Genomic DNA, 21756 nt, shown 5'->3' with positions numbered 1-21756 from the left:
ATTACTACCTCTTTGAACGGGCTAAACGCAATTTATCTGCATCTACTTTCACTATCATACCGGTCTGGAGTTGAACGTGAATTCCGTCTTTGGACACTTCTGTAATAGTAGCAGGTAAAGGCGCTTTGCCAACTTTGACGGTGACTTCTGTCCCTGCCACCATGTCAGATTCTGAAAGTTTTTCTGGCGTTGGTAACTTAGTTTGTTTCTTTTTAACGACTTTAGTTCCTTTAAACTTGGATTTGCCAGCATTTTCGTTATTTTCTTTGTAACTTTTTTTGTCAGCTTGGTTCTTCGCATTTTGTTCTTTTCGTTTTTCTGCGACTTTCGCTTTGCTTTCATTAAGTTGCACTAAGGCGTGTTCCGCATGCTCTTTCTCAATAGCGGCGTCTTGCTTTCCATCCAAATCGACTCTGAACGCTCCTTCTTTAACGCTATGAAGGTACCTCCAGCTATTCGTATAATGTCGTAATGACGAGCGCAACAAAGTTTTGCTAACACGCTCGTCCTCTTTTAATCGCTCAGACAACTCCTGAAAAATGCCAATCTTGAGCGGTTTTGCTTCACCTTCCAGGCTAAAACAATTGGGAAAGCTCTCCGCTAAAAAAGCAATAACTTCTTTGCTATTCGAAAATTTTTGTTGGTTTTCCATTCAATATTCTATTTTATTTTAGTGTTCAAATTCATCTTCATGATCCGCATCATCCCAAGTTGCCAGTAGATGGTCAACCCAGTCACGCAAATCTTCCTCGTCAACTTCCAGTAAGTAACTGTCTTCTCGCCAGTTTTCCCAGATATGTTGAAGAATCTTTTCAAGACGTGCTATTTCAATGTCTTCTTCTGCACCATCATACGTCATGTGTAGAATAACATTAAGCTTATCAGCCGCCTCTTCGGCCCTATCTTCCCAATGATCCATGTCCTCGGGTGTCGCTAAAACAACGTGTATATCAACCAGATGTTTCACAGTAACGACTTTTGCAAGGTATCAACGACTAATTGCAAGCCCAACCCATCAACGGAATCGAATCTACCTAACTTTGGACTATCGATGTCCAGAACTCCGACAAGTCGCCTCCCCGACATTACGGGAATGACGATTTCCGAATTTGAGGCAGCATCACAGGCAATATGCCCTTCAAATTGATGAACATCTGAGACGATTTGAGTAGTTCTATTTAGCGCAGCTGTGCCACACACTCCTTTTCCAATAGGAATTCGTATGCACGCAGGTTTACCTTGAAAAGGTCCCAATACAAGCTCTTCCTCTTCGCGAATGTAAAATCCAGCCCAGTTTACATCTGCAAGACTCATGAATAAAAGTGCACTGATATTGGCCATATTAGCAATGAGATTGGTTTCACCTTCAACTAAGGCTTCAGCTTGTTGAGCGAGACTCTGATAGAAATCACTTTTGTTTTGATCTGTCGGCATAATTACCTTTGGTTAGTTAATTTTAAAGGGGACACCCTTTGAATTAACCGGAATGTTACCTCTGTCATAGATTTATTGCAGTGTTTTTATTGAATATAGATATTCAAGAGTATACTAAATAACTAGACCATTAACTTACGCTAAATAGTGTGTTAAGAAAAATCATCAATAAATTAAACGATAGATATTTCATTCAATATTGAAGGTCACCGTAACACTTGCAGATATCACGTTACTTCCAGGTAAATATTGTGAGGACTCTGCAAATACCACACTTGAACGAGAAGACGACTGTGCCAAAGGTCGATAATTCGTTACTTCAACGATATTGGCAATATCGCCAAGTTTTTTGTTTGACATTGTCATCAATTCTTTGGCTCTTGTTTTTGCATCTTTCATGGCTAGTTTTAAAGCATTAAGATAAGCACTTTGCTGATCTTCTACTTCGTATCTAAATCCTTCTACTCGAGATGCATCCAGTTTAAATAACTGCTCCAATATTAGGGGGTAGCGGCTAAAGTTTCGCAAGGTGACATTGATGTTTCGGCTAAAAACAAACCCTTTTTGAACACTATTTTGACCCTCACGTTCATACCAAGGATGCAAGCTAATAGACATTGCTTGAATATCTTTTTCTAGCACCTCATTGTTTGTCAGCATATGCAATATTTGATTAACGGTGTTGTTAACGGCTCGGCTTAACATCGTTGAATCCACACCTTTTTCTTGAACTGAAATCGTAAATTTTAAAATGTCTGGGACTTGCTCAACGTTGCCCTGCCCATTAACTGAGATTGTATTTGACGTTGATTCGTGAGCATGAACAGCCGAAATCAAAGCAACAAAGGTGACTACAATAATCAATATACGCATGTTACTTAAGACCATCTTGGGTAATCACCGCAGCGCGATCTGCAATAAAATTAACTTTAATATGCGTACCCTCAATATCACCCCAAACACAACTGTGTGTGCCAATAACCGATTCACATTGAGCCGGTTCGCCTAAAATTAATTCAACATCAGATTTAATCATGCCCATCTCGACGCGGTCATAATTCGCCAAGGTCACTTTAGAACACCCTGCGATAACACCGCATAAAAAAATAACAAAGAGGAGCTTAAAAGAATTTTTAATCATTATAATTACCTTTAATAGTTTTGATTATTATTGTGTATCAGAACTATCCAAAAAACCAATATGCAACACCAATTGCTGCACTTATTCCGGCTAAATCAGCAGCTAAACAGCATGCTACAGCATAGCGACTATGTTTTATGCCTACGGCACCTAAATACACTGCAAGAACATAAAAAGTAGTTTCTGTTGAGCCTTGAAGTACTGAAGCCAATCGTCCAGCAAAAGAGTCTGCACCATGATGCTGCATCGTTTCAATCATCAAAGCTCTTGCACCACTGCCACTTAATGGTCGCATGAGTGCATTGGGCAGGGCATCAATAAAGCGGATGTCTACACCGAAAAAACCCACTACTGTGGCAATTCCAGAGACTACAGCATCCATCACACCACTTGCTCTTAACATGCCAATAGCAAATAACATGGCAATTAAATACGGAATGAGCGTAACAGCCAGGTCAAAACCTTTTTTTGCGCCTTCAATAAACAGCTCATAGCAATTTAATTTTCTCGTCGCCCCCAAGGTTAATACTAAACAAATAAAACTAAGCAAAAGGCTATTTGCTATTAATGAAGACTGCTCAGACATCGCTTGAGCGCCCAAATTTGAAAAATACAATATGACTGCGCTCAATAGTGCAAAAACTGCAGCGCCATAGAGCATAATTACTCGCTGAAAAAGATTTATTCTCTGCACCCAACATGTCACCAATAAACCCACAATCGTCGATGCACTGGTCGCTAATAAAATCGGAATGAATACGTCTGTTGGGTTTGCGGCCCCTTGTTCTGCACGATAAAGAAAAACCGCAATGGGGAATAAAGTGACGGAAGAAGTGTTTAATACCAAAAACAGGATTTGACTATCGCTAAGAGTGAGTTTGTCATCCGTTAGGGTTTGCATGTCCTGCATGGCTTTGATGCCAAAAGGGGTCGCAGCATTATCTAACCCCAACATGTTTGCAGACATATTCATGGTGATACTGCCAATAGCCGGGTGTCCTCTCGGAATATCAGGCATCAATCTACATAATAAAGGTTCCAGAGCTACCGAAAATTTTGCGATAAGGCCAGATCGTTCTGCTACTTGGAATATTCCTAACCAAAACGCTAAGACGCCAATTAACCCAATAGAAATTTCTACACTCAACTTTGCCATGGCATATATCGCATCCATGACGTCTTTAAAGCTTCCAACCTCTTGATTAAATAGCGCTTGCCACAGCGTCGCCAAAAATGCTGAGAGAATAAAAATCAACCAAATTCTATGAAGCATGGTGATAAGCAATTTTTGTTATTGTTAATTCATCATACAGTGAACCTGTTTTGTTTCTAGCTATTTTTACGCTTCATCTCCAGAGTCAGGCAACATTCTTGAACGGTGAAAACTTGAAAATCTGGTATAGATTTCACTAAAAGCACACATTGAGGCACATCAAAACCAGGAAAACTGAACGATTGCGTATCTTATCATCGTGTTACCCAGCCAGTTATTTGGACAACACATTTTTTAAACTATTTACGCAGTAATCTACATTTTTAGGATTTGAACCAAACCCCATCAATCCTATACGCCAGACTTTACCAGCCAATTCTCCCAGGCCAGCGCCAATTTCTAAATTGTACTCGGATAACAATTGGCTTCTTACTGATTGATCGTCAATACCCTTAGGTATTTTCACCATATTAAGTTGCGGCAATCGACATTCTTCAGCAACAACAAATTCAAGGCCCAATTGCTCTAGTCCCTTTCTTAACAGAAGATGATTATCCAAATGGCGTCGCCAAGCATTTTCCAAACCTTCTTCTTGTAAAATACAAAGAGATTCATGCAGAGCGTAGATGCTGTTTACAGGCGCGGTATGATGGTAGGCCCGCTTGGTTCCCTGCCCCCAATAGCCCATTACCAACTCCATATCTAGAAACCAACTTTGCACTGGTGTTTTACGGCTTTTAATCGCTTGGATAGCTGCTTCGCTAAACGACACGGGGGACAAGCCTGGAACACAGGATAAACACTTTTGCGTACCCGAATAAATCGCATCAATTTGCCAGTCATCCACCCTAAGTTCAGAGCCTCCCAGTGAGGTTACGGCATCTACTAACGTCAAACACCCTTTATCTTTTGCTAGCGCACATAATGCTTTTGCATTATTTTTTACGCCTGTTGACGTTTCTGCGTGGACAAAGGAAACAATTTTACAATCAGGGTTGGCATTTAACGCTTCTTCTACTTTATTTATATCTGTGGGGTGCCCCCACTTATCCTGAACCATAATGGCAACACCACCACAGCGCTCAACGTTTTCTTTCATTCGCCCACCAAAAACACCGTTTTGGCATACGATCACTTTATCTCCAGGCTCAACCAAATTGGCAAAACAAGCCTCCATGCCAGCGGAACCCGGCGCAGAAATTGGCATCGTCAAGCTGTTTTTAGTCATAAACGCATATTGAAGAAGCGCCTTGACCTCATCCATCAATGCAACAAATTGAGGATCTAAATGGCCGATAGTCGGACGAGCAAGGGCTTCAAGAATTCTTGGGTTGACATCAGATGGACCGGGGCCCATTAAGGTTCTGGGCGTTGGTATAAATGATTTTGTCAAAGATGTCATGATAAAGAACTCCATTGTTTACATGTAAGAAGTAAAAACACTATTTAGTGTTGCAATAAACTTCCCCCCCAACAAGAGTGTAATAGTCAGTATTAATAAAAAGAATGTTATCTAACAACAAAAAGAACAAAGTGTTGTGGATAACTAACCCGCCAAATGTGGATAAGATGTTGGAAAGCGGAGGATAAACTGTAGTTAAAAGTAAAAAAATCGATATTGGGTATATATTTTACCTTTTTATGTATTTGATAAATATAGAGTTATCAAAAAAGTGGTGAAATGTGTTTAATATTTGAACATAGTTGTTCTACAATAACAGTTCTCCAGAATTATGTTGTTGGATGACTTCTCCCTGTGGAAGTTAAAGTTAGCGCACGGCTCTTAAAAATGAGCCATTCCCCTAAGCCCGGAACTAGAAATAGTACCGGGCCTTTTTTATTCAAGAATAAAGATAAACATGATCTAGTCTATTGACTTTAATGACGTTTTAAAGTGTTTAGCGTTTTGTGCATAGTGCTTTGCTGACGCCTCTAGTTGGCTGTACATTTTTTCAGGAATGGTTTTTACGACTTTCCCTGGACTTCCCATAACAAGTGAATTGTCTGGGATTTGCATGTTTTCAGTTACCAAAGTGTTAGCTCCAATGACGCAGTTTTTTCCGATCTTAGCGCCATTTAACACCACAGCATTTATCCCAATTAGGCTGTAATCACCGATTTCACAGCCGTGCAACATCACTTTATGGCCCACAGTTACGCCCTTGCCTACTGTCAACGGGGTACCAATATCGGTATGTAATACCGAGCCATCTTGAATGTTTGACTCTTCGCCAATGAAAATAGTGTCGCAGTCTCCACGCAAAACAGCGTTAAACCAAACACTACTATCTTTTGCCATAATGACAGAACCCAGAACATGAGCGCCCGGAGCGACATAGGCCGAATCGTGGATCTCAGGAATACGATCTTGCAGAGAATATATCATTATCATTCATCCATTTTGCGCATTAAGCCTTCTTGCATTGTAGAAGCCACTAATACGCCTTGTTGATTGTAGAATTGACCGCGAACCAATCCCCTTGCACCGCCACTAAATGGGCTTTCAGTACTGTACAATAACCATTCATCAAATTGAAAAGGATGATGAAACCACATTGCATGATCGATTGTTGCCATTCTAAGCTGCTTGTTTCGTACAGATATACCATGAGGTTGCAATGAAGTAGCTAAAAAATGGTAATCAGACGCGTAGGCCAACATAGCCTGGTTTACATTGATTCCGCCAGTGACGATTTCTTGAGCTTTCATCCAGATATAACGCTTTGGATCGGATTTTACCGGTTTCATGGGATCGATAGTTTGTACGGTTCTGATGTCCAAAGGTTTGTGATAACTGATGGCTTCACGCATCCTGTCGGAAATCTGGTCGATTGAGCTCTCAAAAAACTTAAGATCTGATCCAACCTCATTAGGTGGTGGTACGTCGGGCATATCTGCAAATTGATGTTCAAGCCCGTCTTCAGGCTGTTGGAATGACGCAGTTAAATAAAAGATATTGCGTCCATTTTGAATGGCTTTTACCCGTCGAGTGGAAAAACTTCTTCCGTCTCTTACATTTTCAACGTCATACACTACCGGGCAATTTGCATCACCCGGTAATAAAAAATATGAATGGAATGAATGGGTTACCCGCCCTTCAGGTAATGTATGCTGTGCCGCGGCGAGCGCCTGCCCCATAACCTGCCCGCCAAATAATGCACGAAATCCTAAGTCCCAACTTTGACCTCGATACAAAGTGTTTTCTATTTTTTCTAATTCTAACAGTGATTTTAAGGTCACTTGCGTCATATGTTTGTCCTAATTCTTGGAATGATGTTGCAACTTTTTGGGAATTTTGGGGTAAAACTTCTCGGGCAAACCACTACTGTGCTCAAAATAACGGGTATCTTTATATGGTAGCTTCATAAATCCAGAGATACCTAAGCCATTAATTTGTGGGAGCAAGTCAACAATTTCTTTTAATAAACTCTTAAATTCCAGCTCCATACTGTGATCCAATAAGGTGTAATAGCTGTGTATTTTCAAGTGTGTCGGTAAGGCTTCAAATATGATACAGCCAGTGTGATGAATAGAGTTTAATTGTCGAATAATACTCATCATTTGAGCGGGTAACACTAAAAGCTCATCTGGGTCTTCGCCGTCCTCGAAGTAAGAGTGATTGCGGCTTTGGTCCTCTGTTATGGATGTAGTACTTATATCATAAGGGATCTGCATGTCACTCTCTGGAACAAACTTATCGTTTTCAGATTCGCGCTCAATATGCCGCGTGTCTCTTGCATTAAACATGCAACTTTTAAACACGCCTACACGATGAATTGCTCTGGCTAAAGTGACAACATTATTCACTGACACGTCAAAAGAGCGCTTCAATTCTGGATCAAATAGATTAAGACTTGAATCAATGTATACACCCTCTGGTTGCCATCTCACCACCAAGCCTCCTACCACAGGGTATTTACCTAATCGACCTACAGCCGAAATGAACGCTTTTTCCGTCTCGCCCATCCCTTGCATATAGTTTTTATAATATCGTTCAAATTGGGCATCGTTTAAATAGTGTAAATCATGATGTTGGTCTTCATTCTCCACACGTAAAAATGATTTCCTGGAACTATAGACAACGGTATCAATTTCTTTTTGTGATTCAAATGTCCAGGTCGGGATCAGGGCTACATAGGATGTGGTGTCTTGCTCGGAAAAAACCAAATTACGAAGATACTTCATATTATTGATAAAATAGTCACCACCTCGTTGGCGTCGCAGCGGGTCATCACTTAGCATTGCAGTAAGTGTCTCAGCAAGTTCTTTAGGTAAACCTAAGGCATTAGGCGTAATCACGTGTCTTCCAAAACGACTTGATTGTCCAGACGCTAACGCATAAAGGGTGCTGGCGATCCCTTGCTCATCAAATCTCGATGTAGACAAATCACCGTTAAGCTGTTCCGGACCGATAAAATACACGTCACCTAAACGTGCATTGGTTTGTTGCATATCACTCGACATTAAATCCATGACGTTGTTTGCCACAAATTGACCGGTGTGATCCAGTTGCGCAAAAACAGACGAGCCCCAATCAATCAATCCTATGGTTTCAGACTTCTCATCAAATACTATATTGGAGGGTTTGACATCACCATGCACTATCGGTTTATCGTGACCATTTTGCTGGTGTTGGCGCAGGAAAGATAGAATTTCGGAGAGTTGGTAAGCAATTTTAATGATTAAGCGTGCACTTAATGGTCCCTTTTGCAAAGAATAGACTTCTAAATCTACTCCCTTAGCCCTCTCCATTACCAAAATAGCTTGTTTTTTTATGCGCTGAAACTCGATTAGTGCTGGTACATGAGGGTGGTCGATTAAGCTCAGCATAAAGGCCTCTTCTTCCAGTCTGTCTTGAACATGTTGAGGAAGGTTAATGCGAGAGAATTTAAAGACCAGCTCACTTTTTTGAGGATCTTTCCCCGCGAACGCAAAGCCAAAGGCGCCTTTACCAATTAGTTCGATATCATGATAACCGAGCAACTCTAATTGCTCTTTACATAGAGAAAACCAGTCTTTTAATTTTTGCGCATCTTTGTGTGAGAGCAGATAAATGGATTGCTCATCAGGTATGTAAAAATGTTTTAAGTCGGCGACTGACATAAGGCTCTATGTTCCTTTTACCAGCCATTGCAAAGAATAATTGTCAGATGTTCCGGTTAACAATTTTGATATTTCTGGCAACGCAGATTGCAATTGCTCGTCAAGTTTCCAAGGCGCGTTCAAGATTAGCAATCCAGAGCCATACATGCCTGCATCTTCAGTATTCTCCTCGACCTGAAAGGTGATATTTAGCGCGTTTTTAACTGAAAGTTGGCTTATGTCCAGCACCATCTTTTCACTTTTACCGGATTTTTTTGCTGCTCGCGACGACAACAGTGGATACCAAATTAAATAGATACCTGTTGGCCATTTTTTTAGGGATTTTTGCATAGTTTGCAAAACAAAATCATACTCCTCTATCCTCTCATAGGGAGGGTCAATAAGTACAAGTCCTCTTGAAGGTTTAGGGGGTAGTAACGCCACCAAGCCTTCAAAACCGTCTCGATGATGCACACCAACTTCGCTGACTGCTCCGGCATGGGCCATTGCTTTTTTCAGGTTGTTAACTTCGTTGTTATGGAACTCCATAAGTGCAAGCTTATCCTGTTTTCGCAGCATGTTAGCCGCGATGAGCGGCGATCCAGGATATTGATTCCGATTTTCGAATGAGACTAACAACTCCCGATAAGCATTGATGGCTTCTTGCTCACCAGAATAGGGTTTTAATTTTTCGATCCCCGAGACGAACTCACTATTTTGCAGAGCTTCTGCGCTGTCCAGCGCATACAAACCGGCACCGCTATGAGTATCAATGTATATAGCCGGTTTATCTTTTTTACGAATACTATTCAAAACCATCATTAATATGAGGTGTTTTAGTACGTCTGCATGGTTTCCAGCGTGAAAACTGTGACGGTAACTCAACATAAATCGCCAGTCCTAAAAAAGCCCTTTATCAAATGATGAAAGGGCTTAATGATATTAGATTTTAACAGTATCTTGACTACCTTAGGTCAGTCAACATAGACATTGGATTCTCTATATAGGATTTCCAAAGATTATTAAATTTGACCATAGTAGCGCCATCAATAATGCGATGATCTCCGGACCAACTTACATGCATGATGTTGACCGCAACTACATTGTCATTGTCATCAAATCTTGGCAGACGTTGCATTTTTCCTAGTGCAACAATGGCCGATTCAGGCTTGTTGATAACGGGTGTTGCGGTAGTTCCACCTAATACGCCAATATTAGAGATGCTAATGGTACCCCCTTTGAGGTCACTAGAACCTAATCTGCCCTCTCGCGCTAGGTCTATTAAACGATTGGTTTCCTGAGCAACCTCAATTAAGGAAAGCGATTGTACACGCTTAATATTCGGGACCAATAATCCGATTTTAGAATCCACCGCCAAGCCGATATTATGATCATCAAAATAGGTCAACTCCGTGCAATTATCATTAACTTGACTATTAATTATCGGGAATGATTTTAATGCCATAGACATAGCTTTAATGAAAAATGGCATAAAGCTGAGTTTAACCCCTTTAGCTTCGAAATCACCTTTCAATTGCGCGCGAACAGCAATTAATTGATCCACATTAATTTCTTCACTGACACTAAAATGCGGGATGGTGAAAACAGACTGGCTCATTTGTTTTGCCATGGCCGCTTTAATTCCGCGTATAGGCTCGACTCTTGATCCTCCAATGCTTTGCATAACGTCATTAGATGGTTTTTGAGATTCCGTTGCAATCGCATCAGACTGGCCAGATAAATGCTTTGAAATATCTTCTTTAAGCACGCGACCTTTTTTACCTGAACCAAGAACACTTGAGATATCGATATTTTTTTCTCTGGCTAAACGTCTCACCGCAGGGCTTGCTAAGGCTTTACCTTGAACAATGGGGACATCATTGTGTTTGATAGTCGGATTATCATTTGCAGACTTCACTACAACAGCGTCAACTTTACCTGCACTATCAGTCGCGTTATTTGACGATTCCTGCGCAGCACTTTCTGCGGCAAGCGCGTACAAGGGCGCGTGAACTTTGGCGATATCGCCTTGTGCGTAATACAATTTTGTTATAACGCCATTGTATTTAGCCGGAATCTCTACCAACGCTTTATCGGTCATCACTTCTACAACAGGCTGGTCTTCAACAATAGCATCGCCTTCATTTACCAACCATTTAACAATTTCGCATTCAACGATCCCTTCACCGATATCAGGTAAGATAAAGTCTTCTGGTTTGGATAAAGAATTTGATTTAGTTTCGTTTACGTCCTGAGTCTTCTCATGGTTTTGCTCAGATTGACTATCGTTAGGCTGATCTGTAGACGCCATAGCAAAGAGTGGCTCATGGACTTTTGCAATGTCACCCGCTTTGTAATATAGCTTGGCTACAACACCGGCATGCATGGCAGGTATTTGCACTGTAGCTTTATCTGTCATGACCTCAGCTACTGGCTGATCTTCTTCGATAACATCGCCTTCAGCAACTAACCACTCTAGGAGTTCACACTCGACAATGCCTTCGCCAATATCAGGCAAAATAAAATCTTTCATTTAACTCTCCTGACTAAAAATTGACAGAGCGTTTTATCGCTTCATAAGTCTTAAGGTGGTCCGGCATATATTCTTTTTCGTGAGCTAACGGATAAGGCGTATCGAGCCCGCATACTCTAGCAATGGGCGACTCAAGGTATAAGAAACAGCGCTCTTGAACCGTAGACGCGATTTCGCTGGCAAAACCTCCTGTCAGAGGTGCTTCATGATTCACTAATAAACGACCCGTTTTCATCACTGATTCACAGACGGTTTCCACATCCCAAGGTAAGATACTGCGTAAATCAATCACTTCACAAGAAATTCCGTCTTTTTCAGCCATTTGGACTGCTTGCTCAATGATTTCCATTTGTGCTCCCCAAGCTAACAGTGTGATGTCTGAGCCTTGTTTGACAATTTCAGCTTTACCTAAGGCAAGTTCATAATCTTCTTCAGGGACTTCGCCTACAGACGCACGATAGAGTCTTTTGGGTTCCATAAACAGAACAGGGTTGTCGTCTCGTATAGAGGCGAGTAATAATCCTTTAGCCTGATACGGATTGCGGGGAATAACAATCTTCATTCCAGGGATATGGGCAAAAAACGCCTCTGGCGATTGTGAATGGTAGTGTCCTCCAGCAATTCCTCCGCCATATGGCGTACGAATAGTCAAAGAACCGCAAGTAAATTGACTGCCAGAGCGATAACGAAATTTGGCTGTTTCGTTTACGATCTGATCAAATGCAGGGAATATGTAGTCAGCAAACTGAATTTCAGCAATAGCAGTAGAACCTTGAGACACAAAGCCGTTTGCGAAGCCAATAATACCTTGTTCGGTCAAAGGTGTATTAAAACAACGTGCTTTACCGAATTTTTCTTGTAGATTGCTGGTAGCGCGAAAAACCCCGCCGAAGTGCCCAACATCCTCTCCAAAAACTACAGCAGTTTTATCACCTTCCATTGCTGTGATTAGCGCATTGTTAACGGCTTGCAGCATATTCATTTTAATCATGGCTAATTCTCCCTGCTGTTTTGGGGTAAGCATCTGGATATTTTGCGATGTGCTGTTTTAATTCTTGTAGCTGCTGTTTTAAATGCCAGGGTGGTGTGTCATAGACATCTTCAATGATTTGATCAATCTCGCAAACGGGTACCTTTTCAGATTCTTTCAAAGCATTCAGCACGTCTTGTCTGTTTTGCTCAACAAACGTTTGGATAGCTTTTTCGTCAAACCACCCTTTACTCTGCATCCATTTCTCAAAGCGTAAAACCGGATCTTTAAGACGCCATTTAGCTTCTTCTTCTTTTGAACGATAGCCAGACGGGTCATCTGAGGTTGAATGTGCTGCGAGCCGATAAGTCATGGCCTCGATGAGCACAGGACAATTTTCTTGCAAAGCGATTTCACGCGCCCTTTTAGTTGCCGCATACACGGCTAAAACATCATTACCATCAACACGGATAGTTTTCACGCCATAGCCAATGCCACGAGACGCAATACCATCACCGGCAAACTGCTCTTCAGCTGGTGTAGAGATTGCGTATCCATTATTACGACAAAAGAAAATTACAGGACAATTCAATACTGCAGCCATATTTAGGCCTGCATGAAAATCCCCTTCCGATGCTGCACCTTCTCCAAAATAACAAACTGTAATGGCGTCTTGCCCTGCTAATTTTTGCGCATAGGAATAGCCTGATGCTTGGGGAATTTGAGTGCCCAGTGGAGAGGAAATAGTCATAAAGTTAAGCGCTTTGTCACCATAGTGTATGGGCATCTGACGCCCTTTATTAGGATCATTTTGATTACTAAACATTTGGTCCATGAATTGTTTAGTTGAATATCCTCGATAGGCCAACGCGCCTTGTTCTCGGTATTGCGACATGATCATGTCCTGATCTTCGAGTGCCGCAGCGCTGCCTATTGTTGAAGCTTCCTCACCAGAACAAGCAAGATAAAAGCTAATCCGGCCTTGACGCTGAGCCGCAATCATACGCTCATCGAGGACTCGAACGTAGTGCATGGTTTTGAGGATTTTTTCACTGGTATTTTGGTCAAGATCCGGAAGATTCGAATCACTGTGTGCTTCTCCTTCCGGGTTTAACATTTGTAACATCGGAATATCGATCAGGCCATTTGTTATTATTTCTACATTGTGGGCCAGACCTATATCTGAAAGATGATTTCTGTCTTCCATCAGGGTACCTATTTAGAATATTGTAGGGTGTTATCAGGATGTTAATATTAGTGCACGGTGATGATATTTGTGTTGCTAAAATTAACCGGGCTCAGTGTTTATATAAAACTCCTGTACTAATAATTAAAGGATAATTAGGTAGTTCATCCTAACGCTTGATTATATTTACTGATAAAAATGTTAACGAATGGAAATTGTCATTGTCGGTGTGATTTTGATGATGTTTACAGAAAACAACGATTCGTAAAATTGCAGTGGAATAACAGTACAAAAAAAGGCCGCTATCAGCGACCTTTTCAACAGAAAGCTGTTATTCGTATTTACGTTCCCGTTTAGTTTCAATGGTATCTATGTATCCGTGCCACGTTGCGAAACCGATTAGTGGCATTAAAAATATAAAACCAACAAAGCCAGTTAAGAATCCGATTACCACGGTAGTAAATATAATCATTGCCCAAATAAACATAGGAGCTTTATTCAACCATACAGCGTTCACGCTGGTTAAAACGGCGGTAGCCAAATCGACTTTACGTTCCATTAGCGTCGGCTGAGTGAAGGCACTTAGAAGAAAGACAATTGCTGTGAAGATGGCTCCAACAATAGTTCCTAGCGCTAAAAATGGCAGCAATTCTTCTAAATTTTCGCCTAAATAGGGAGGGTAAAGCGCATGGATCATAGAAGCGACTCTCAACCAAAAAATCATTAACACCATTAACATGATGCCAAATCCCCACTCATTGACGGCATTGCGTTTAACCGCTTTTATTGAATGCCACAGGCTTGGTTTATGCCCTTTTTCAAACTCCCAGCTTATGTCATATAAGCCTGCAGCAAGAAAGGGACCAATCAACATGAAACAAACCATTGCCGGTAATATGACGAGATGCCACCCCGTTAGTGCAACCAGATAAGTAATTAACCAAGGGATAGCGGCAAAAAATACACCATAAAATACAGTCAACAAAGGTGCGCGCAACAGATCTCTGAGTCCTAACGCTAACCATTTAAGTGGATCTCCGATATCGAGTTCTTTGCATGGAATAACCCGTGCGATCCCACTGTCTGTGATAGCATTGTGTGGCTCTTCCTCAAAATGATGTGACATATAAGCTCCCTTAGATCTGAGTTAACGGCGATAGAACCGTTTATTATTGTGGCAACAGTGCAACTTAAGTATATGCGAGCATTTTTGCTTTGCCATTGCGCCAGATCAATTTTTTAACGCTGAAAGTAATCAAGTACGATTTTAAAATCGTTTTAATACAGGCGGTTATTTAACAAAACAGTAAACGACATGTTAACTATTTGTTACTAACAATCAAGTGGAAGCGATCAATTTGACTATAAACGTTCAAACAAATGACTAATATTTGCACAAATGCCAATTTAAAGCCTGATTGAAATAAAGGGACAACGCTTTATTTAACTCAAAAAAGCTTGTAATAATTTGTTTGCGGTTGCTCACACACTGCCAGACAAAGCGGTGGCAATTATTGCTCAAGAGGTCATATTCACTGTAGGAATAAAGTAAATTGCTCGCGTTTGACAGTACGTTTTCAGAAATCAGGGGTTGCTCTTTACCATTACATAAAACAAAAACTTGATCACCACTGCGATTGTCTAAAAATCGTTCTGGTGATATTGCTCTTACTAGGCCATTGCCTCGCAATTCAATGATTTTGCCATCCACCCATATCCCTGTGTGATCAAACACACCATAAATGCCGCAACAAACAATCGAGCCGTCGCTAGGTTTTACCTCGCGAGTTGATTCACCTGGGTAATGGGTCACGATCTGTTTATTGCGCAGATGTTGTTTACTAAGTTTGTCGCCAGCATAAAGTGCTGCGATTCCGGCACCTAGCCAAATGAGAGGAGCAGGCATAGTATTTCCTCCAGCTTAATTACAGCTAAGAATGTCTAAAAATTTAGATTTTGGCAATTACCACTTTGTAAACGAATGTGATTGAAAGGTGAAAATTAATTAGGCAATTGTCGTAATTCCCCTTAACAGCGACCTATTGCTGTATTACTCTGTGCATGTGGCAGAAATATCATATTGATTAGATGAAAAAAATAAGCAAATCCAACAAATTAGACGGCGTGTGTTACGACATTAGAGGGCCAATTTTAACTGCGGCCAAAAAGATGGAAGACGAGGGCCACCGTATACTAAAACTCAACATCGGCAATCCTGCTCCTTTTGGTTTTGAAGCACCCGATGACATATTAAAAGACGTTATTCACAACTTACCAACGGCACAGGGATATTCTGACGCAACCGGCATTTATGCTGCGCGCGTCGCCGTCATGCAATACTATCAACAAAAACACATAAAAAATGTCTCTGTTGACGACGTATTTATCGGCAACGGCGTTAGCGAACTCATTGTAATGGCTATGCAAGCATTGCTAAACAATGGTGACGAAGTGCTCATTCCCAGCCCTGACTACCCCTTATGGACGGCAGCGGTAAGTCTATCTTCAGGAACACCCGTACATTACCAATGTGATGAACAAGCTGATTGGTTTCCCGATCTCGATGACATTCGCAGTAAAATTACAAACAACACCAAAGCTATCGTTCTAATAAATCCAAATAATCCGACAGGCGCCGTATACAGCAAGGCGTTGTTAGAAGAAGTCATAAAGATTGCTCGGGAATTTAACCTTGTCATTTTTAGTGATGAAATATACGACAAAATACTCTACGACGATGCTAAACATGAATGCATTGCGTCCATGGCTGACGATATATTTTTTATCACCTTGAGTGGTTTGTCGAAGAACTACCGCATCGCCGGATTCAGAGCAGGGTGGTTAGTAGTCAGTGGCAATAAATTATTAGCGCAGAGTTATATCGATGGATTAAACATGTTGTCGTCGATGCGAATGTGCGCAAATGTACCCTGTCAGCACGCCATTCAAACTGCTTTAGGCGGTTATCAAAGTATCAACGACCTGATTGTAGAGGGTGGTCGATTGAAAACACAACGTGACCTGGCAGCGAAAATGCTCAACGAAATTGATGGCGTAAGCTGCGTTGTGCCGGCGGGGGCAATGTATTGTTTTGCCAAAGTGGATGCGAAAAAATTTAATATCAAAAGCGATGAGCAAATGATTATGGATTTATTGTGCAATGAGAAAATTTTACTTGTTCACGGTAGCGCGTTTAATCTTACCGAAGGATGCTATTTCAGATTGGTGTTTCTACCTCACGAAGATGTTTTGGGGCCAGCAATCAAACGCATTGAAAAGTTCTTTTCATATTACAAACAGGTAGGTTAAACATAGTGGTTACTCCAATTGCTAAAAGCCATTTTTTCGCTCACCTCTCAAGGATGAAGCTAATCAATCGTTGGCCGTTAATGCGCAATGTTTACCAAGAAAATGTGCAGGAACACAGTTTACAGGTGGCCATGGTTGCCCATGCTCTTGCGCTGATAAAAAACCGTTATTTTGGCGGCACTGTCGATGTCTATAAAGTTGCTACGATTGCGTTGTTTCACGATGTATCTGAAGTATTGACAGGGGACCTCCCTACCCCGGTTAAATATTTTAATCCGGCGATCAAAGACGAATACAAAAAAATCGAAAAAATCGCTGAACAAAAATTGGTGGACATGGCACCAGATGATTTTAAAAATGATTACGCCCAACTTATTGATCATGCTCATCACAGTGAAGACGAAGCTTTTATTGTCAAAGCGGCGGATGTCATTTGTGCCTATTTAAAAACCCTTGAGGAGCTATCCGCTGGTAATAAAGAATTTGAACTGGCCAAAAAGCGACTTGATAAAATCCTTCAAGATTATCATTCAGAAGAAGTCGACTATTTTATCCAAGCTTATGTGCCGAGTTTTACCTTAAGCCTGGATGAAATTACTCAAGAAGAGTATTAAAGAGGCATGAAGTATGTGGAACGATAGAAGAGAATCTACCCAAACCGTTCGTGAAGGAGATCATAGGAATCCGTTCCAGCGCGACAAAGCGCGCATTTTACATTCTGCAGCATTTCGCAGACTTCAAGCCAAAACACAAGTATTAGGTGTCGGGATCAGCGACTTTTATCGCACACGTTTAACTCATTCCTTGGAAGCTTCACAAATAGGACAAGGAATTGCCGCACAGCTGCGCAGCAAATATCCCGAGTTAACTCATTCTTTAGATCTCAACGATCAGCTCATCGAAGCCCTGTGTTTAGCCCATGATATTGGACACCCACCTTTTGGGCATGGTGGAGAAGTCGCCTTGCACTTTAAAATGCATGCCAATGGTGGATTTGAAGGAAATGGACAAACATTCCGAATAATTAGCAAATTAGAGCCTTATACCCTTGAACATGGGATGAATTTGAGCCGAAGAACCATTCTTGGATTAGTCAAATATCCCAATTATATTGACTCGCTGAATAATACTGCTACACAACAAGTTGTCACTCATCATCGACAGGTTAAAGCGGAAAATTGGCATCCTCCAAAAGGTCTTTATCGATGTGACCAAAAAATGTTTGACTGGTTACTTTCCCCGTTGTCATCAACCGACAAAGAGCTATTCATGGCCTTTGAAACATTTGAAAATAAGCATAGTAAAACCCGCTTCAAATCTTTTGATTGCTCCATAATGGAACTGGCCGACGATATTGCTTACGGCATTCATGATCTTGAGGATGCTATTGTGATGGGAATGATCCAACGAGATCAGTTCGAACAAGAAGTGTCTGAACCTATTGCGCAATTAAGTGAATTCTCTTTATCAAGTATTATTAATAATTTAACCGACAAATTGTTCAGTCATTATCATTTTGAAAGAAAAGATGCCATTGGTGCCTTGGTCAATGCCTTTATCACATCAATCGAAATTAACCACAAAGCTGCTCAATTTGACGAACCTTTGCTTAGACACAATGCTACCTTCCCAGAGCAATCAGCAAAAGCGTTAGGATTATTTAAAACTTTCGTCTTCAAACGCGTCATTCAACGACCAGAGATCCAGATTCTAGAGTATAAAGGCCAACAAATAGTGATGGAATTGTTTGAAGCTTTCGCATCTGATCCAGAACGGTTGTTACCTGAAAACACACGTAAGCGATGGCAACAGGCAGAGGAACACAATAATGGTCATCGAGTCATCTCTGACTACATCTCAGGTATGACTGACGGATTTGCATCAAAACTCTATAACAATTTGTTTTTGCCTAAGGCCGGTGGCATTAACGACCAATATTCAATTTAAACTCGTTATCTACTAGCTGATTTGGCGCTGTGATAAATTTGTGATGGAATTTTTATTCCAAAACCCCTATCTGTTCGTATATTGAATAGATGAAGCAAATTAGGCGTCAGTGATGTTGATTAAAGTTCCAAAAAAAAGTGATATTTCTGAAAATATGGTTACGGATCAAAACGTTTACCAAGATAGACGTAATATTCTTAAATCCATGGGGTTTTTCAGTGCATCGGCACTACTTGCCAGCCCTTCGGCAAAGGCTATAGACTGGTTCTCAAAAAAAGAAAAGGTGTTTGAGACTGCACCTTTAACGCACAACAAAGCTCCATCGTTTAGCACCGATGAAACATTGACACCTGAGCAAAAAGTAATTAGCCACAATAATTTTTACGAATTTGGCACAAGTAAATCCGATCCCATCGAAAACGCACAAGAGTTCAAGGTAGACCCTTGGTCTATGACAATTGAAGGTCTAGTTGAAAACCCAATAACGCTCGGGTACGACGATCTATTGTCGAGTTTTCCTCTAGAAGAAAGGATCTACCGATTACGCTGCGTTGAAGCATGGTCTATGGTAATTCCATGGAATGGGTTCCCTCTTGCGAGCCTGCTGAACAAAGCAAAACCTCTTGGTAGTGCCAAGTACGTTGCATTTGAAACCCTGTATGATCCCAAACAAATGCCAGGTCAACGTAGCCGTTTTGTTGGTGGCGGTATCGACTACCCTTATGTTGAAGGTTTGCGTTTAGATGAAGCAATGCATCCTCTTACGCTTATGTCTGTAGGGTTATACGGGAAGACACTGCCAGCGCAAAATGGCGCACCCATTCGTCTTGTAGTGCCTTGGAAGTATGGATTTAAAAGCATCAAGTCTGTTGTCAAAATTAAACTTACAGACAGGAAACCACCAACCACATGGAACATCCTAGCGCCAAGGGAATATGGATTTTATGCAAACGTAAACCCAAAGGTTGATCATCCCCGTTGGAGTCAAGCACGAGAGAGAAGGATAACCACTGGAGGGTTATTTTCACAAAATCGTATCCCTACTTTGCCATTCAATGGATACGAAGAGGTCGCAGATTTATATAAAGATCTAAACCTAAGAAGAAACTACTAGCACTATGAAAAGGATTTTGTTGAGTCCGGGTAGATTAATCTGGTTTAAAGTTTTAATTCACCTTGGTGCCCTGTTGCCTTTAATTTGGACATTTTATTTAGCGTCAATTGATCAATTGGGCGGTGACCCTGTAGAGTCCTTATTGCACTTCACCGGCATTAGTGCCTTTAATTTACTGTTATTATCTTTGCTAACAAGTCCATTAGCCAAAATGCTAAAGCAAGCAGCGCTGATAAAAGTCAGGCGTTTGTTGGGCTTGTACGCTTTTTTTTATGCCCTTGTCCACTTTTTAAGTTTTATATTTTTTGAATTACAATTCGAGTGGCAATTTTTGATTGCCGAAATCATTGATCGCCCCTATATTACTGTCGGTTTTGTGGCCTTGCTAATTTTGTTTTCTTTGGCACTCACATCAACCCGTAAAAGCCAAATAACATTGGGCAAAAAATGGCAGGCTTTGCACAACTGGGTTTATTTAGCGGGTATTTTGATAGCTTTACATTACATTTGGAGTGTGAAATCGGACATATTGCAGCCAGTAATTTACTGGGTACTTCTGTTGCTAGTTCTGTTCATGAGAAAAGATAAATTAGACCGTTGGTTAAAAAAGCGTAAAAAAAACCTTGCATGATTATTTATACAGTACTACTGTATATATCAACACTGTATATAAATACATTATTCGAGGTGAGGCATGGCACTTTTACATTCTACCGAATCACATGTTGGCTCAAGTTTTACTGAGCTGAATTTCAATAATTTCAAATCTGTGAACGGTTTACATCATTCTATTAAGCAAAAGTGGATGTATTTAATATCAAATCGCATCGCGTTTTCTGAAAAACTTAATGGTGCTATTCGCCTTTTCATGCCAGAAAACGATGCTTTATACGATTGGATGGCCAAAATAGTTAATGGCGGTCAATGTTCTATTTTGTTTGTCGAAGATCTAAATCTTGATGATTTTCGCACACTACGAATTAGGCAACTGTGCGAACAACACAACGTTACTTTAGTAAACTTGACTGTCGGCGAAGCATTGCCGGAAAACCTGGTTGTTGGACCTTGGCACTAAAACAATATCCATTGGCTAGTCTGCTTTAGCTCTAATTTGACCCTAGACATGGACTCTAACTATTTAGGCGTTTGGGGCTAAATTTAAAGCACTATATAATAGGAGGCATTTAATCGATTAATATTCAGCACATTATGAACGCTACCTCTGAATGTCCATGTAAAAGTGGCCAACTATTTGACTTATGCTGTAAACCTTTTCTTGACCGGACAACCTACCCACCAAGCCCAGAACAACTAATGCGTTCTCGCTATTCTGCTTATCAACAAAGTGACTATCAATACATTTATGACACTTATGCAAAAGAACAACAAAAAGCAATTTCAGTAAAGGAAATATCCAAATCTTCAGCTGGGTCGAGTTGGTTAAACCTTATTATCATTAATACATTTGAAACAGATAAAGTTGAATTCAAAGCAATTTATAAAGAAGCCAAACAGTTTTTTATGCTTCATGAGAATTCTACTTTTTTAAAGGAAGACGGCTTTTGGCGATATCGTGATGGCATTATCTTCGAGGATTCTGGGTTATTAAAACCCGGCAGAAACGATAATTGTCCGTGTGGTAGCGGTAAAAAGTTTAAAAAGTGTTGTGGTCGCTAATGCATTTACATGACTAGTCCTGAAATAGGTTGACACTTATTTCACATTAAAGCGCTCGATGAACTTCATCGGGCGTTTTGTATTTTAAGGCCAGATGCGGCCTTCTTTGATTATATATCTGTATTGATTCTTCCACCATCTTCTTAGCAT

General features: G+C 40.8%; 24 protein-coding genes. 7 read left to right on the top strand and 17 right to left on the bottom strand.

Annotated elements, in window-relative coordinates:
• Positions 1 to 4 precede the first annotated feature (4 nt).
• The 16 genes from proQ to FM019_RS14600 all read right to left on the bottom strand — a co-directional run bounded on the left by proQ (position 5) and on the right by FM019_RS14600 (position 15465).
• Entirely contained in the window at positions 5 to 652 is a 648-nt protein-coding gene (gene proQ, locus FM019_RS14675; protein WP_143836716.1) for an RNA chaperone ProQ, read from the bottom strand.
• A gap of 18 nt (positions 653 to 670) precedes the next feature.
• A complete protein-coding gene (locus FM019_RS14670; RefSeq protein WP_143836715.1) occupies positions 671 to 967 on the bottom strand; it encodes a hypothetical protein in 297 nt (98 codons plus the stop codon).
• Positions 964 to 1434 carry a GAF domain-containing protein gene (locus FM019_RS14665; RefSeq protein ID WP_143836714.1) on the bottom strand — a complete coding sequence of 157 codons (471 nt, stop codon included), beginning with the start codon at positions 1432 to 1434 and terminating at the stop codon, positions 964 to 966. The genes FM019_RS14670 and FM019_RS14665 overlap by 4 nt, the downstream gene beginning before the upstream one ends.
• Positions 1435 to 1623: 189 nt before the next feature.
• Positions 1624 to 2307, bottom strand: coding sequence for an SIMPL domain-containing protein (locus FM019_RS14660; RefSeq protein ID WP_185969307.1), 684 nt, complete (start codon positions 2305 to 2307; stop codon positions 1624 to 1626).
• A gap of 1 nt (position 2308) precedes the next feature.
• The gene (locus FM019_RS14655; RefSeq protein WP_143836712.1) at positions 2309 to 2575 is read right to left on the bottom strand and encodes a DUF3862 domain-containing protein; all 267 of its coding nucleotides are present in this window, start codon (positions 2573 to 2575) and stop codon (positions 2309 to 2311) included.
• Between the two features lie 43 nt (positions 2576 to 2618).
• Positions 2619 to 3848: a nucleoside recognition domain-containing protein gene (locus FM019_RS14650; protein ID WP_143836711.1), complete on the bottom strand. Its 1230-nt coding sequence runs from the start codon at positions 3846 to 3848 to the stop codon at positions 2619 to 2621.
• Between the two features lie 214 nt (positions 3849 to 4062).
• A complete protein-coding gene (locus FM019_RS14645) occupies positions 4063 to 5190 on the bottom strand; it encodes a pyridoxal-phosphate-dependent aminotransferase family protein (protein WP_143836710.1) in 1128 nt (375 codons plus the stop codon).
• A 462-nt stretch (positions 5191 to 5652) separates the two neighbouring features.
• Positions 5653 to 6174, bottom strand: a complete 522-nt coding sequence (locus tag FM019_RS14640) for a gamma carbonic anhydrase family protein (protein WP_143836709.1) — start codon at positions 6172 to 6174, stop codon at positions 5653 to 5655.
• A 2-nt stretch (positions 6175 to 6176) separates the two neighbouring features.
• Entirely contained in the window at positions 6177 to 7037 is an 861-nt protein-coding gene (tesB, locus tag FM019_RS14635; protein WP_143836708.1) for an acyl-CoA thioesterase II, read from the bottom strand.
• A gap of 9 nt (positions 7038 to 7046) precedes the next feature.
• Positions 7047 to 8891 (bottom strand): protein kinase domain-containing protein, encoded by a 1845-nt coding sequence (locus tag FM019_RS14630; protein ID WP_143836707.1) that lies wholly within the window; start codon positions 8889 to 8891, stop codon positions 7047 to 7049.
• 6 nt (positions 8892 to 8897) lie between these two features.
• Entirely contained in the window at positions 8898 to 9758 is an 861-nt protein-coding gene (locus tag FM019_RS14625) for a 23S rRNA (adenine(2030)-N(6))-methyltransferase RlmJ (protein WP_143836706.1), read from the bottom strand.
• Between the two features lie 76 nt (positions 9759 to 9834).
• Complete coding sequence (locus FM019_RS14620) at positions 9835 to 11403, bottom strand: dihydrolipoyllysine-residue acetyltransferase (protein WP_143836705.1); 1569 nt, start codon at positions 11401 to 11403, stop codon at positions 9835 to 9837.
• A 13-nt stretch (positions 11404 to 11416) separates the two neighbouring features.
• Positions 11417 to 12394 carry an alpha-ketoacid dehydrogenase subunit beta gene (locus FM019_RS14615; protein WP_143836704.1) on the bottom strand — a complete coding sequence of 326 codons (978 nt, stop codon included), beginning with the start codon at positions 12392 to 12394 and terminating at the stop codon, positions 11417 to 11419.
• Positions 12387 to 13580 carry a thiamine pyrophosphate-dependent dehydrogenase E1 component subunit alpha gene (locus FM019_RS14610; protein WP_143836703.1) on the bottom strand — a complete coding sequence of 398 codons (1194 nt, stop codon included), beginning with the start codon at positions 13578 to 13580 and terminating at the stop codon, positions 12387 to 12389. Before FM019_RS14610 ends, FM019_RS14615 begins: the two co-directional genes overlap by 8 nt.
• A 310-nt stretch (positions 13581 to 13890) precedes the next feature.
• Complete coding sequence (locus tag FM019_RS14605) at positions 13891 to 14685, bottom strand: DUF2189 domain-containing protein (RefSeq protein ID WP_143836702.1); 795 nt, start codon at positions 14683 to 14685, stop codon at positions 13891 to 13893.
• A gap of 258 nt (positions 14686 to 14943) precedes the next feature.
• Entirely contained in the window at positions 14944 to 15465 is a 522-nt protein-coding gene (locus FM019_RS14600) for a lecithin retinol acyltransferase family protein (RefSeq protein WP_143836701.1), read from the bottom strand.
• A gap of 182 nt (positions 15466 to 15647) precedes the next feature.
• On the opposite strand from FM019_RS14600, the gene FM019_RS14595 reads away from it, so the two are divergent.
• From FM019_RS14595 to FM019_RS14565, 7 genes are all read left to right on the top strand, one after another.
• Positions 15648 to 16868 carry a pyridoxal phosphate-dependent aminotransferase gene (locus tag FM019_RS14595; RefSeq protein ID WP_143836700.1) on the top strand — a complete coding sequence of 407 codons (1221 nt, stop codon included), beginning with the start codon at positions 15648 to 15650 and terminating at the stop codon, positions 16866 to 16868.
• 80 nt (positions 16869 to 16948) lie between these two features.
• Complete coding sequence (gene yfbR / locus FM019_RS14590) at positions 16949 to 17482, top strand: 5'-deoxynucleotidase (RefSeq protein ID WP_409553377.1); 534 nt, start codon at positions 16949 to 16951, stop codon at positions 17480 to 17482.
• A 13-nt stretch (positions 17483 to 17495) separates the two neighbouring features.
• A complete protein-coding gene (locus FM019_RS14585) occupies positions 17496 to 18815 on the top strand; it encodes an anti-phage deoxyguanosine triphosphatase (protein WP_143836698.1) in 1320 nt (439 codons plus the stop codon).
• A gap of 112 nt (positions 18816 to 18927) precedes the next feature.
• The gene (gene msrP / locus FM019_RS14580; RefSeq protein ID WP_143836697.1) at positions 18928 to 19929 is read left to right on the top strand and encodes a protein-methionine-sulfoxide reductase catalytic subunit MsrP; all 1002 of its coding nucleotides are present in this window, start codon (positions 18928 to 18930) and stop codon (positions 19927 to 19929) included.
• Between the two features lie 4 nt (positions 19930 to 19933).
• Complete coding sequence (gene msrQ / locus FM019_RS14575) at positions 19934 to 20560, top strand: protein-methionine-sulfoxide reductase heme-binding subunit MsrQ (RefSeq protein ID WP_143836696.1); 627 nt, start codon at positions 19934 to 19936, stop codon at positions 20558 to 20560.
• A 63-nt stretch (positions 20561 to 20623) separates the two neighbouring features.
• Positions 20624 to 21004 (top strand): hypothetical protein, encoded by a 381-nt coding sequence (locus FM019_RS14570; protein WP_143836695.1) that lies wholly within the window; start codon positions 20624 to 20626, stop codon positions 21002 to 21004.
• Positions 21005 to 21138: 134 nt separating this feature from the next.
• On the top strand, positions 21139 to 21606 hold the full coding sequence (locus FM019_RS14565; protein ID WP_143836694.1) for a YchJ family protein: 468 nt from the start codon (positions 21139 to 21141) through the stop codon (positions 21604 to 21606).
• 46 nt (positions 21607 to 21652) lie between these two features.
• Here FM019_RS14565 and FM019_RS14560 read toward each other — a convergent pair.
• On the bottom strand, positions 21653 to 21756 hold a 104-nt coding region (locus FM019_RS14560), incomplete at its 5' end, for an integrase core domain-containing protein (RefSeq protein WP_143834274.1).

The organism is Aliiglaciecola sp. M165, assembly GCF_007197995.1.
Lineage (GTDB): Bacteria > Pseudomonadota > Gammaproteobacteria > Enterobacterales > Alteromonadaceae > Aliiglaciecola.
Note: the sequence above shows the minus strand (reverse complement) of the source record. Positions and strands in the feature narration are given on the sequence as shown.